This is a genomic window from Cytobacillus spartinae, from assembly GCF_042865285.1.
Lineage (GTDB): Bacteria > Bacillota > Bacilli > Bacillales > Cytobacillaceae > Robertmurraya_A > Robertmurraya_A spartinae.
Window position 1 is genome coordinate 153300 of record NZ_JBIACK010000001.1, and the last position, 13614, is coordinate 166913.

The following is a 13614-nucleotide window of genomic DNA, read 5'->3' on the forward strand; positions in this document are numbered from 1 at the left end:
GCTAACAATAGTTTATATTGAAATACTATATACCCGACTACATATAAATGGGCAATTTTATTATATATATTACTAAAGAAATGCAATCAGTCATTATCCTACAGTGGTAGAGATAGGGGAGTCCCATCAAAATAGGGAACCTTAGACTATAAAAAAAGGTGAGTGTTACTTATGAGTTATGTTGTTGAAATGCTCAATATTCGTAAGGAATTTCCTGGGATTGTTGCAAATGACAATATTTCCTTGTCCCTTAAAAAAGGGGAAATTCATGCTCTTTTAGGTGAAAATGGCGCAGGTAAATCGACTTTAATGGGTGTTCTTTTTGGGATGTATCAACCTGAAAAAGGGACTATTAAAGTGGATGGTAAAGAAGTAAAAATCACTAATCCTAATGTTGCAAATCGTTTAGGGATTGGGATGGTTCATCAACATTTTAAGTTGGTTGACAATTTTACAGTAACTGAAAATATCATCTTAGGAAGTGAGCCTCTAAAAGGGTTCGTACTTGATATTGACAAAGCTGCTAAGAGAATTGAGGAATTATCAAAGCATTATGGATTAAATGTAGACCCTCATGCCAAGATTGAAGATATTTCAGTAGGTATGCAACAAAGGGTAGAAATTATGAAAACACTTTATCGTGAAGCAGACGTTCTTATTTTTGATGAACCAACAGCAGTGTTAACTCCAAGTGAAATTGATGAATTAATGAAAATTATGCGTAACCTTATTAAAGAAGGAAAGTCTATCATTATTATTACTCATAAGTTAAAAGAAATTAAAGCTGTAGCAGATCGTTGTACAGTTATTCGTCGTGGAAAATCAATTGGGACAGTAGATGTGGCTGACGCTAGTGAGGCAAGCCTTGCGGAGATGATGGTAGGTCGCCGTGTATCATTTAAAGTGGATAAGACAGAAAGTAAAGTCGGTAACACCGTACTTAAAATAGATCATTTATCAGTTAAAAGTAATCGAAAAGTTTTAGGTCTTAAAGATTTCTCACTCGAAGTTAAAGAGGGTGAAATTTTAGGTATTGCTGGAGTAGATGGGAATGGACAAACTGAACTCATAGAAGCTATTACTGGCCTTAGAAAGGCGGAGTCAGGAACTGTTTTATTAAATGACGAGGAAATTACAAATGTATCAATCCGCTCTAGGATTGATAAAGGGATAGGGCATATTCCTGAGGATAGACATAAAAGAGGACTAGTTTTAGATTATACACTACAATCAAACATGGTATTAGAAGTATATAATAAGCCTCCTTTTGCCAAGTTTGGGTTATTGAATGAATCGGAAATGAAAAAGTATGCAAAGAATATATTAGAAAACTTTGATGTACGTTCTGGTGAGGGTGCGGATTCAATTGCTCGTACGTTATCAGGTGGAAATCAGCAAAAAGCGATTATCGGAAGAGAGCTAGAATTAAATCCGAAATTACTTATTGCCGTTCAACCAACACGAGGACTGGATGTTGGTTCCATTGAGTATATCCATAGAAGATTGATAGAACACCGGGATCAAGGTAATGCTGTTCTCCTCGTTTCATTAGAGTTAGATGAAGTCCTAAAACTATCAGATCGTATTGCAGTTATTAATAATGGAGAGTTAGTTGGAATCGTTAATGCTGCTGAAACGGATGAAAATGAAGTAGGGTTAATGATGGCAGGCGTTAGTAAGGAGAGAAGTGTATGAGACAGACGATTGTATCGTTGATAGCTATTGTCTTAGGGTTAGTAGCTGGTGGAATATTAATGCTATTCATTGGTAGTAATCCGATAGAAGGGTATTCTTACTTATTCCAAGGGGCATTAAAAAATATTGAGCGGATTGGGAATACGTTAGCTACCGCGACCCCACTAATTTTCACTGGGCTTTCTGTTGCTTTTGCTTTCCGAACAGGTCTATTTAATATTGGTGCTTCTGGACAAATGTTAATAGGTGGGCTTTTTGCAACAGCGGTTGGACTAAGCTTTGATTTATCAAGACCCGTTTTGCTTATTACAATGATTCTTGTAGGGTTTATAGGTGGAGCATTATGGGCATTTATTCCTGGGCTTTTAAAAGCTAAGTTTAATGTACATGAAGTTGTATCTACCATCATGATGAACTGGATTGCATATTGGACAGTATATTATGTGATTCCGGGTTATTTTAAGGGAGAGTTTCTTGAAACCGAGTCTAGAAAGTTGCCAGAGGAAGCTACCTTAAGAGTGCCGTTTTTGACTGAAATGTTTGCTGGCTCATATATTAACCTAGGTTTATTTATAGCAGTTATTACTGTAATTATTGTTGCGTTTATAATAAATAAAACAACTTTAGGATTTGAGTTAAAGGCAGTAGGTTTTAATCGCTTTGCTGCGGAGTATGCAGGGATGCGAGTGAATTCAAATATTATCCTATCCATGCTGATCTCTGGTGGACTGGCTGGTCTTGGCGGTGTAGCGCTGTATACGGGTAATGCCTCTAGTATACAAATCGGAATATTACCAACACAAGGCTACGATGGCATAGCGGTTGCATTGCTAGGTGCAAACACACCGTTTGGAGTATTTTTCGCAGCTATCCTATTTGGAATTCTATATTCTGGTACAGGCTTTATGAATGCTATGACTGAGATTCCACCGGAGCTAGCTAATACCATTATTGCTATTATCATTTATTTTGCAGCTACAAGTGTACTTATCGAGCGTGTAGTAAATAAATTTTGGAAGCGTGGTAATAAGCAAGAAATAGTCGTGCCTGATGTTAAGAAGGGGGAGCAATAAAATGTGGACAATTATAGAGCAAATTTTTCCATATGCAATTATCTTCACTATTCCTCTTCTTATTACGGCTTTAGGTGGTCTATTTAGTGAAAGAAGTGGAATCGTAAATATTGGTCTTGAGGGATTGATGGTCATTGGGGCTTTCTCTGGAGCTTTAACGATATACTATCTTCAAGGAAATGTGGATAACAATGTAGCGATTTGGGTTGGGATTTTGGTAGCAGCGTTAGCAGGAATGTTATTCTCAATCCTACACGCATTTGCTAGCATTAATTTAAGTGCTAACCAAATTATTAGCGGTACAGCAATCAATTTGATTGCAACAGCTTTGACTGTATTTTTAGCTAGAAATATTACTGGAAGTGGAAACATCCGTATCACAAATGGACTTTCGCCAATGGATATTCCTATTCTTTCTTCAATCCCTGTAATTGGAGACTTATTCTTTACTAAAACGTATCCAACTACATGGTTTATCCTATTGGTTCTAATTGTTAGTACATTTGTTCTTTATAAAACGAGATACGGTCTTCGCTTAAGATCTTGTGGTGAATACCCTCAGGCTGCTGAAGCTGCTGGGGTTAACGTAAGAGCTATTCGTTATAGCGGAGTACTTATTTCAGGTGCATTCTCTGGGATAGGTGGTGCTCTGATTATCGTAACGTATGCTGGTGAATTTACAGGTACTGTATCTGGATTAGGGTTCTTAGCACTAGCGTCCTTAATTTTTGGTCAATGGAGACCATATGGAGTATTAGCTGCTACATTCTTTTTTGGTTTTGCAAGTACCATTGCAAACGTCTCACAGGTAATCCCTGAGTTAGCAGTAATACCGCCAATTATTTTGAAAATTTTCCCTTATGTTGTTACATTAATTGCGTTAGTTATATTCTCTAAATCTTCACAAGCACCAAAAGCTGCCGGTCAAACGTTTGATTCCGGAAAAAGGTAAACATAAAAGCATATTTATTAAGGCTAATTCAAGCAGTTAATTATTTTGAATTAGCCTTTTTTGCGTATTAGGAAGAATCGATTCGTGAAAAAGAATGCTATCTTTATAGGGTATTTAGTTAGAAGAACTGAAATAACTACTTAAAGAATGGGCTAATATCGAAATTTGTCTACTTATTTTAATGGAAAATATTCTTCAGTATGGTAAAATATAACTAATTTTTCAGAATAAAAGAGGAATACGAATATGAAACTTTCGTTATATATGAACGATTATGAGACTGAAAAATTATTTTCTTATTTACGATGGATTTTTCTCGTTGTGGCCCTCGTATTATTTAAGATGCCTAATCTTTCCTCATATCTAGAACTTGAACAGAGATCTTTTAACGCTCTACTTACATTAGGGATCCTATACATGACCATTTCCCAAATTGCATTACTTCGAATAAACTCTGAGACGAAGGGTTTTGCATATATCGTAAGAGCAGGAATTGTTTTTGACTTTATTGTAGTTTTTTGGTTATTACTTTTGTCTGGAAGTGTTACTAGTCCTTTGTTTCCTATTATTTTTTTGTTGGTCATGCACTCAACTATTTATTGGAAAACAAAAGGAGCCTTTATATCTTCATCGTTATCAGTTTTAATGTATTTTACTTTACTACTAGTAGAAGATACGATCTCTGCACATGAAATCATCATTTTCTCTTTAAATAGCTGTTTTGTAATTGTGGTTGGCCTATTTGGATCTCTTATTGTTCTAAGGGAACGCAAACACTTCAAGCAAAAAGAGATTTATTATGAATTAATGGTTACTGACTATTTAACTGGATTATATAACCATAGATCTTTTCAAGAGGAATTAGAGGTTTCATTCAAAAAAGAGGAGCCTTTTATACTTGTGATGGGCGATATTGACCATTTTAAATCGATTAATGATCGTTATGGACATATGATTGGAGATGAAGTACTAAGTAAGCTTGGCAAGCTTTTAAGTGAAGTTACTACTAAATATAAAGGAAAAGCATTCCGTTATGGTGGGGAAGAATTTGCCTTTATTTTACCAGCTATGAAAACGGATCAGCTAATGTTTGTTTTAGAAGACTTGTACGGTAAAATAAATCAGCTTACATTTACAAGTAGCCTCTGGACCGTAACGATGAGTTTTGGGATAGCCTTTTCTTCTACATCCGTTACAAGGGATGAGATTTTATCAAAGGCTGATCAATGCCTCTACGAAGCAAAAAAGCAAGGAAAAAATCGTGCTATTCTTGAAACAGGTCATAAGTATTTGAGTAAGCTTGATAACAACATTCCGGCAATAAAATCGATGTAAAATTACTCCGAGATGGAGTTTTTTTATTGAAAAGGCTACTAGTTACTCCATAATTAGGGTTCATAATCATACTTTTATGGGAATGATAGTATGGAGAAATAATTTTTCTGGCTATGCTTTGTAGTAAGTGTTTTTACCAACTCTATATGGGGTGAAAATTAGTTAAGATAACACAATTCTTTCTTACATAAGGCTCTTTTCGTAAACTCTGTTGCTATTTAAGTACTTTAAACTGCTTTTAAACGGATTATGGTGCTGTTTTCTATATTTAGAGAAGAAAAGATGCCACAAAGCAGCATAGACTCGTGTTGGAGACCATATACAAATAGCAACAATCTATGCGAAAACAGCCTTACATAATAATAAAAACAGGTAACTAAAAGGAGGATGGACATGGCCGTAATCACTGAAAGTGTTAAAGAAATGAATGGCTATAAATTACACATTGTAAAAACAGAAAAATATAAAACCAATACAATTGTTTGGAAGATGAAAGCACCTCTTAATAAAGAGGATGTTACTAAGAGAGCGCTATTACCGTACGTAATGCAAAGTAATTCAGAAAATTATCCTACAACGACCAAATTGCGATCATACTTAGATGAATTGTATGGTGCTACATTAAATATAGACTTGGCAAAAAAAGATGAATATCAAATTATAAGTTTTTCAATGGAAATAGCCAACGAAAAATTCTTAACGGACCAAACACCGTTATTGAGAAAGGCTGTTGAGTTACTGTCTCAGATATTAACAAAGCCTAACGTTCAGAATAATTCTTTTGATAAAGACACGGTAGAAAAGGAAAAAAGAACGCTTAAACAAAGAATTCAGTCTGTCTACGATGACAAAATGAAGTATTCTAGTTCTAGGTTAGTAGAGGAAATGTGCAAAGGTGAACCTTATGCGTTGCATGTTCATGGCGAGATGAACGCGGTAGATACCATCACTGCTGAAGAGTTATATGAATATTATCAAAAGGTATTTAATGAAGATGAGTTGGATCTATATGTGATAGGCGATGTTTCTGAGGAAGAAGTTGTCTCATTATCAAATGAGTGTTTAAGCTTTTCTGCTCGAACACCGAAAAAAATCGAAAGTACTGGTTTTTATAAAAAGGAAAGCGTTCATGAGGTAAAAGAAACGCAAGACGTAAAACAAGGTAAGCTTAATATCGGTTATCGGACCAATGTAGTATATGGAGATGATGACTACTTTGCTCTTCAATTATTTAACGGGATTTATGGGGGTTTTTCACACTCAAAACTGTTTATCAATGTCAGGGAAAAAGCGAGCTTAGCATACTATGCTGCTAGTCGGTTAGAAAGCCATAAAGGTCTTATGATGGTAATGTCAGGAATAGATAATAAAAACTATGATCAAGCTGTATCCATCATTAAAGAACAAATGAGCGCTATGCAGGCAGGTGACTTTACTGATCAAGAAATTCAACAAACAAAAGCAGTTATTAAGAACCAGTTACTTGAAACCATTGACACAGCAAGAGGTTTGGTTGAGGTCTTATATCACAATGTAGTATCACATAAAGAAGTTACCCTCGATTACTGGCTAGATCAGACAGATAAAACAACAAAAGAAGACATTGTGAAAGTGGCCCAAAAGGTCGAACTTGATACGATTTACTTCTTAACGGGAATGGAGGCGAATCAATCATGAATAAAATCACCTTCGATCAGCTTCAAGAGGAACTTTTTCATGAAAAGTTGGATAATGGACTAGATGTCTATATCCTTCCGAAAAAAGGATTCAACAAAACATATGCTACCTTTACAACAAAATACGGATCTATAGACAATAAATTCGTCCCGCTAGGAAAAGATGAATTTGTCACCGTGCCAGATGGAATTGCCCATTTTTTAGAACATAAATTGTTTGAAAAGGAAGACGGTGATGTCTTTCAACAATTTAGTCGACAAGGTGCTTCTGCTAATGCATTTACATCTTTTACACGTACTGCTTATTTATTTTCAAGTACATCTGATGTTGAAAGAAATTTAGAAACTTTAATTGATTTTGTTCAAGAGCCTTATTTTGCTGAAAAGACGGTTGAAAAAGAAAAAGGTATTATCGGACAGGAAATTACCATGTATGATGATAATCCTGATTGGCGTCTTTATTTTGGGCTCATTGAGAATATGTATAAAAACCATCCAGTTAAAATAGATATTGCCGGTACCATTGATTCCATATCGCATATTACAAAGGATATGCTGTATGAATGCTATCATACTTTCTACCACCCGAGTAATATGCTGTTATTTATCACTGGACCGGTTGATGCGGAAAGTATTATGAAGCAAGTTAAAGACAATCAGTCTAAAAAAGAGTATAACAAACAGCCAGAGATCAAGAGATATTTTGAAGAAGAAATCGAAGAGGTCGCAAATAAGAAACAAGTGTTACCAATGAATGTTCAATCCTCTAAATGTCTAATAGGGATTAAAGCTCTTCATGTAAATCAAAGTGGTAAAGAAATGCTTAAGAATGAATTATCTCTTAATGTATTCTTAGATGTTCTATTCGGAAAAAGCTCTGAAAACTACAATCAATTATATAATGATGGACTAATCGATGAGAGTTTTTCTTATGATTATACTCAAGAGCATGGGTTTGGGTTTGCGATGGTAGGAGGAGACACAAATGATCCTGATCGTCTAGCAGACACATTGCAGAAAATGCTCCTTGATGCAAAAAATAATGAACTAACTACAGAAAGTCTAGAGAGGACAAAGAAAAAGAAAATAGGTGCGTTTTTAAGAGCTGTCAATTCTCCAGAATATATTGCCAACCAATTTACTCGTTATGCATTTAATGAGATGAATTTATTTGATGTTGTACCAACGTTGGAAGGTATCACGGTTGAGGATGTTAAAGCTACAGTAAACGATTTTATAGCCGAAAATCGTTTTAGTGTATGCCAAGTCGTACCAAAAAAATAAGCACAGGGTAAGGCGTCGATTTCGGCGCCTTTACTATTTAATTGAGTCTATTTCTTCTAATAAATGAGACAAAATGATAATATGAGGCTGATTGTGTTAAGAGGAAGCCAAGCCAATGCGTGACGGAATAATTCTATAAAATCCTTTAATATTTAGCTATGTTAAAGGATAATGTTGATTTTTCGGAGAAAGTTGCTTGGAGCGGAAGGCATGCGCCAGGAGCGGAAATCAACAGCAACGTTTATCAGAGCCTAGTATAAATAAGCCGGAGTGAAATCGATGAATAGAAAATTTGCTTTAATTACAGGAGCAAGTGGTGGAATTGGAAGTGCTATTGCTTATAAGCTTGCTGAGGAAGGTTATTCGTTATATTTACATTATCACCAGAATGAAAATAGCATGAGTAATCTCATTAAAACACTTAACAGGTTCCGCGGGGAATATATACCCATCCAAGCTGATTTAACGACAACTGATGGTTATAAAAAAATTGCGTCAAATATATTTTCTTTGGATGCTATTGTACATAATAGTGGAACGAGTCATTACGGACTTTTGATGGATTTGGATGATCACACGTTAAATGACTTAATGCGGGTTCATGTCACAACCCCTCTTTTGTTAACAAAGGAGCTTCTTCCTAAATTACTTGCAAAACAGCATGGAAGCATTGTAGTAATCTCATCCATATGGGGGCAGGTAGGAGCTGCTTGTGAAGTGGCCTATTCAACTGCAAAGGGGGCCCAGATTAGTTTTGTAAAAGCATTAAGTAAGGAAGTTGCCTTAAATGGAATCCGTGTAAATGGGGTGGCTCCAGGCGCTATACATACTCGAATGTTAGAAGGCTTCACAGAAGCAGAATTGCAATCAGTAACAGAGGAAATTCCTATGGGTAAATTAGGTTCTCCCAACGATATAGGTGATGCAGTGGCTTTTCTATTATCTGAAAGATCCTCCTACATTACTGGTCAAGTTCTGTCTGTAAATGGTGGATGGTATGTTTAGTGATCAAGTGCTTCATCGATTAGACACATTTGAACATGTATATTTTCTCCTTGTTGAATGCAAAATAACTTTGTACAACAAATAAAGGAGGATTATACCATGTCTGTTTTAGATAACTGGGAACAGTGGAAAGACTTTTTAGGTGATCGCTTACATCAGGCACAAAATGAAGGAATGAATAAACAGGTAATTAACGATTTAGCATACCAAATCGGTGACTACCTTGCAAAGCAAGTGGATCCTAAAAATGAACAAGAAAGAATTCTTGCTGATTTATGGTCTGTTGCAAGTCCAGAAGAACAACATGCCATTGCAAATATGATGGTCAAGTTAGTTCAGAATGACGGCACTCAACAATAAGAGGAATTTTATATAACGTAAAAAAAAAGAGAGGTGAAATTTCCTCTCTTTTTTTATAAAAGCACTTCAAATTGTAGGGAGTATATTGTACTAAAAATAACTCATCCGTTTTCATTTATTTTAAGGTGAACTTATTAATTTTTATTTTCATGCAGTAGTTCTTTGTTTTTCCTTTCATCTTCGTAGAAAATCATATATTATAGTAGCTAGATAAAAAATGCTAAAAATTGTCGCTTTTTCGTCTATCTACAACTCCCATTGACGAAAAGTCCTATAAAATCATGATTGGCATGTTTTACCTTGCTTTTCTTCTTAAACGGAGGAGGTTTTCCATGGAGAAAAAAGAATGGTATTTAGAATATGAGATCCAAAAGAATCGTCCAGGACTACTCGGTGATATTTCATCTTTATTAGGGATGTTATCTATAAATATCGTGACCATTAATGGTGTGGATGAAGGTCGACGCGGCTTATTAATATTGGCTAACGATCATGAACAAATAGAGCGCCTTGAGTCTATTTTGAATACGATGGACACAATAAAAGTAATAAAACTACGTGAACCGAAGTTAAGAGACCGTTTGGCTGTACGTCACGGCCGATACATACAAAGAGATGCAGATGATAAAAAAACATTCCGATTCGTTCGAGATGAGCTTGGGCTCCTTGTTGATTTTATGGCAGAGCTGTTTAAACAGGAAGGTCATAAGTTGATCGGAATAAGAGGAATGCCTCGTGTAGGTAAAACTGAGTCCATTGTCGCGTCAAGCGTTTGTGCAAACAAAAGGTGGTTATTCGTATCATCGACCTTACTTAAACAAACAATTCGAAATCAATTAATTGAGGACGAGTATAATGAGAACAACTTATTTATTCTAGATGGAATTGTTTCCACAAGAAGAGCCAATGAACGTCATTGGCAGCTCGTACGGGAAATCATGCGTCTTCCAGCGGTAAAAGTAGTTGAACACCCTGATATTTTTGTGCAAAATACGGAGTACACGATTGAAGATTTTGATTATATTATCGAACTACGGAACGAGCCAGAGGAAGAAATTAAGTATGATGTTGTAGAGAAAAATGGAATGTTTTCTGATTCTGATTTTGGAGGATTTGATTTTTAATATGTTGGAAGGTGTTATCGTTGACGGAATTAGGTAATCGACTAAAAGAAGCTCGACTAGCTAAAGGAATGAGCTTAGACGATTTACAAACTGTTACAAAAATACAAAAACGCTATTTAGTAGGGATTGAAGAAGGCAACTATAGTATCATGCCTGGTTCCTTTTATGTGCGAGCATTTATTAAGCAATATGCTGAGGCTGTTAATATCGAGCCCGAAGAACTCTTTGAACAATATAAGCAAGAAATTCCTTCTACATATAATAAAGAAGAGATTCCTGAAAAACTCTCGAGAGTGCAAACAAGGAAAGATATTTCAGGAAGTAGTAGTAAAATATTTGAAATCCTTCCGAAAATCATTATTTCCTTATTCATAATTGGTGCTCTAGTTTTAATTTATTACCTTCTTCAACAAAATGCGGGTGATGAAGCTCAAGACAATCCTGTAGATAATAATGAAAACGAACAGGTAGAATATAAGGAATCAGATAATCTCGCAGATAAAGAGGACGAAGAAGAAACAAACGAAACAACGGATAGTGAAACCGAACAGACAACAGAAGAGGAAGAAGCAACTGAGCAGGAACCAGAACTTCCTGCACAACAAGTAAATGTTGTCCAATCACAAGGTAAGGAAACTACTTTCGAGCTAAAAGCCGACCAATTTGTAGTAAAGCTTGTTTCAACAGGCGAAACTTGGGTTAACATGCTTAATGGAAAAGGGTATTCATTCTTCCAAGGTATGCTAGTGAAAGACGGTCAGGAAAGTGAAAAAGTAGTGGATTTCTCGAAAGAAACAGAGGCTGTCCTTGTAATCGGGAATTCTACCAATACAGAGATCTATATTAATGATGTAAAATTAGACTATGCAGTACCACCTGCTGATCAGGTTCGTCAAGATATTACTATTCGGTTTATACCTACGAATGAATAGTCATCTAAAAGATGACTATTTTTTCGTTTTATGCTAACTTATTCTATAGTTTGAATTAAGCATAGACAAAGTGTAAGCTACTCTTATAGACATTAGTATTGTCTGGCTCATGAAAGAAAAGAAATAGCACTTATTTTTGAAAGAATTATACCTAGAAGGCGGACGGAGGTAACAAGATGAACTTGCCAAATAAAATTACGATATCACGTATTTTACTTATCCCACTTTTTTTAATTATCACGCTAGACCCTTTTTCATGGGGGAATATGCATCTTTTCGGAGTAGAATTACCAATAGCTCATTTTATAGGAGGATTAATATTTATTATTGCATCTACAACTGATTGGGTTGACGGATATTATGCTAGAAAATACAACTTAGTCACTAATTTAGGAAAGTTTCTTGACCCACTAGCAGATAAACTATTGGTTTCAGCTGCTCTTATTTTACTAGTAGATTTAGAAATGGTTCCTTCTTGGATTGTTATTATTATAATCAGCCGTGAATTTGCTGTAACGGGACTTCGTCTTGTCCTCGCTGGGGAAGGGGAAGTTGTTGCAGCTAATACGTTAGGGAAAATTAAGACTTGGACCCAAATCATAGCAATATCAGCTTACCTATTGCATAATACCATTTTTGAACTCATTTCATTCCCACTTGATGATATTTCTCTTTGGGTTGCTACATTCTTTACCATTTGGTCAGGATGGGATTATTTTAACAAAAATAAGCATGCCCTTATCAACTCAAAATAATTTGTAAGGTGGAAGTATAATGAATGCGGAAATAATTGCAGTAGGTTCAGAACTGTTACTTGGGCAAATTGTCAATACGAATGCAAGGTTTCTCTCAAAGCAATTAGCGGATATAGGGATCAATGTTTATTACCATACAGTAGTTGGAGATAATCCACATCGTCTTAAATCTGTTCTTGAAATTGCAGAAAAAAGATCTAATTTAATTATTTTTACAGGTGGCTTAGGCCCTACTAAGGATGACTTAACGAAAGAAACCATTGCTTCTCATTTAGGGCTAAAACTTGTATTTGATGAGTTTGCATTGACCTCCATCGAGCGTTATTTTGAAAAAGTCAATCGCATCATGACTGAAAATAATCGAAAACAAGCACTTGTGTTAGAACAATCTGAGGTATTACAGAATGACCATGGTATGGCTCCAGGTATGCTTCTTACGAAAAATGATCACATGTACATGCTCTTACCTGGGCCACCAAAAGAGATGGAACCAATGTACCTGGATTATGCACAGCCGGCTATTATGAGTAAGCTTAATACAGAAGAAAAAATCGTCTCTAGAGTGCTTCGATTCTTTGGAATAGGGGAAGCCATGTTAGAAGCTGAAATCGAGGACATCATTGACAAACAAACGAATCCTACGATTGCCCCTTTGGCTTCTGACGGTGAAGTGACACTTAGGCTAACGGCAAAACATATTTCGCTAGAAACTGCTCATAGTTTAATAGATGAGACGGAAAAAGAAATTCTTGACCGTGTTCAGGAATTTTTCTACGGTTATGATGATACGTCTCTTATGAAAGTACTAGTTGAAAAACTAAAAGAATCGAATTTAACGATTTCTTGTGCAGAGAGTTTGACAGGTGGATTATTTCAGCAGGAGCTTACTTCCATACCAGGCACAAGTGAAGTGTTAAAAGGCGGAATCGTCTGCTATACGAATGAAGTGAAGAAACAGATTTTAAAGGTTAAGAGGGAAACAATCGAAGAAAAAGGTGTAGTAAGTTCAGAGTGTGCTGCTGAACTAGCCCAAAATGTTAGTGAAATACTTCAATCGGACATAGGGATTAGCTTTACTGGCGTTGCTGGACCTAGCGAGCTTGAAGGTCAGCCAGTAGGCACCGTATTTATAGGGATTTTTGTGAAAGGGCACACAGTAAGGGCAGAAAAGCTTTTACTAGGAGGAACTAGAGAAGCAAATCGTATTAGAAGCGTTAAATATGGCTGCTATCTGCTATTAAAGGCATTATCAGAAATACAGGCTATCAAATAGAATCCTACTAGATGAATAAAGTTTTTCTTGTTTTTATAGTCAGAAAACGATTGAAAATTGTGTTTTCGTAAGGTTTCTACCCGCAAAAAAGATATTTTTCCCTAGCTGAAAAATATGTTTTGAAGAAAAATTCAATGGCAAAAAAATCGA

At 35.7% G+C, this 13614-nt stretch carries 12 protein-coding genes; all 12 read left to right on the forward strand.

All coding sequences use genetic code 11. The annotated features are described in order from the left end of the window. The first annotated feature begins 171 nt into the window (after positions 1-171). Positions 172-1695 (forward strand): ABC transporter ATP-binding protein, encoded by a 1524-nt coding sequence (locus tag ACFYKX_RS00745; RefSeq protein ID WP_389357095.1) that lies wholly within the window; start codon positions 172-174, stop codon positions 1693-1695. After that, entirely contained in the window at positions 1692-2768 is a 1077-nt protein-coding gene (locus ACFYKX_RS00750; protein WP_389357097.1) for an ABC transporter permease, read from the forward strand. Before ACFYKX_RS00745 ends, ACFYKX_RS00750 begins: the two co-directional genes overlap by 4 nt. 1 nt (position 2769) lies before the next feature. Next, positions 2770-3720 (forward strand): ABC transporter permease, encoded by a 951-nt coding sequence (locus tag ACFYKX_RS00755; RefSeq protein ID WP_389357099.1) that lies wholly within the window; start codon positions 2770-2772, stop codon positions 3718-3720. 246 nt (positions 3721-3966) lie between these two features. Continuing rightward, positions 3967-5055, forward strand: coding sequence for a GGDEF domain-containing protein (locus tag ACFYKX_RS00760; RefSeq protein WP_389357101.1), 1089 nt, complete (start codon positions 3967-3969; stop codon positions 5053-5055). A 393-nt stretch (positions 5056-5448) separates the two neighbouring features. Next, a complete protein-coding gene (gene yfmF / locus ACFYKX_RS00765) occupies positions 5449-6732 on the forward strand; it encodes an EF-P 5-aminopentanol modification-associated protein YfmF (protein ID WP_389357103.1) in 1284 nt (427 codons plus the stop codon). After that, positions 6729-8015: an EF-P 5-aminopentanol modification-associated protein YfmH gene (yfmH, locus tag ACFYKX_RS00770; RefSeq protein WP_389357105.1), complete on the forward strand. Its 1287-nt coding sequence runs from the start codon at positions 6729-6731 to the stop codon at positions 8013-8015. Before yfmF ends, yfmH begins: the two co-directional genes overlap by 4 nt. Before the next feature lie 279 nt (positions 8016-8294). Then, positions 8295-9020: an elongation factor P 5-aminopentanone reductase gene (gene ymfI / locus ACFYKX_RS00775; protein WP_389357107.1), complete on the forward strand. Its 726-nt coding sequence runs from the start codon at positions 8295-8297 to the stop codon at positions 9018-9020. A gap of 99 nt (positions 9021-9119) precedes the next feature. Further along, positions 9120-9380 (forward strand): DUF3243 domain-containing protein, encoded by a 261-nt coding sequence (locus ACFYKX_RS00780; protein WP_389357109.1) that lies wholly within the window; start codon positions 9120-9122, stop codon positions 9378-9380. Positions 9381-9712: 332 nt separating this feature from the next. Further along, complete coding sequence (locus tag ACFYKX_RS00785) at positions 9713-10504, forward strand: YmfK family protein (protein ID WP_389357111.1); 792 nt, start codon at positions 9713-9715, stop codon at positions 10502-10504. Between the two features lie 11 nt (positions 10505-10515). Then, a complete protein-coding gene (locus ACFYKX_RS00790; protein WP_449257602.1) occupies positions 10516-11436 on the forward strand; it encodes a helix-turn-helix domain-containing protein in 921 nt (306 codons plus the stop codon). 176 nt (positions 11437-11612) lie between these two features. After that, entirely contained in the window at positions 11613-12191 is a 579-nt protein-coding gene (pgsA, locus tag ACFYKX_RS00795) for a CDP-diacylglycerol--glycerol-3-phosphate 3-phosphatidyltransferase (RefSeq protein ID WP_389357115.1), read from the forward strand. A 19-nt stretch (positions 12192-12210) separates the two neighbouring features. Continuing rightward, complete coding sequence (locus ACFYKX_RS00800; protein WP_389357117.1) at positions 12211-13464, forward strand: competence/damage-inducible protein A; 1254 nt, start codon at positions 12211-12213, stop codon at positions 13462-13464. The last annotated feature ends 150 nt before the right edge of the window (positions 13465-13614 follow it).

Coding starts and splice junctions, on each gene's coding strand:
- ACFYKX_RS00745 (WP_389357095.1), top strand. CDS start 172: ATGAGTTATGTTGTTGAAATGCTCAATATTCGTAAGGAATTTCCTGGG.
- ACFYKX_RS00750 (WP_389357097.1), top strand. CDS start 1,692: ATGAGACAGACGATTGTATCGTTGATAGCTATTGTCTTAGGGTTAGTA.
- ACFYKX_RS00755 (WP_389357099.1), top strand. CDS start 2,770: ATGTGGACAATTATAGAGCAAATTTTTCCATATGCAATTATCTTCACT.
- ACFYKX_RS00760 (WP_389357101.1), top strand. CDS start 3,967: ATGAAACTTTCGTTATATATGAACGATTATGAGACTGAAAAATTATTT.
- yfmF (WP_389357103.1), top strand. CDS start 5,449: ATGGCCGTAATCACTGAAAGTGTTAAAGAAATGAATGGCTATAAATTA.
- yfmH (WP_389357105.1), top strand. CDS start 6,729: ATGAATAAAATCACCTTCGATCAGCTTCAAGAGGAACTTTTTCATGAA.
- ymfI (WP_389357107.1), top strand. CDS start 8,295: ATGAATAGAAAATTTGCTTTAATTACAGGAGCAAGTGGTGGAATTGGA.
- ACFYKX_RS00780 (WP_389357109.1), top strand. CDS start 9,120: ATGTCTGTTTTAGATAACTGGGAACAGTGGAAAGACTTTTTAGGTGAT.
- ACFYKX_RS00785 (WP_389357111.1), top strand. CDS start 9,713: ATGGAGAAAAAAGAATGGTATTTAGAATATGAGATCCAAAAGAATCGT.
- pgsA (WP_389357115.1), top strand. CDS start 11,613: ATGAACTTGCCAAATAAAATTACGATATCACGTATTTTACTTATCCCA.
- ACFYKX_RS00800 (WP_389357117.1), top strand. CDS start 12,211: ATGAATGCGGAAATAATTGCAGTAGGTTCAGAACTGTTACTTGGGCAA.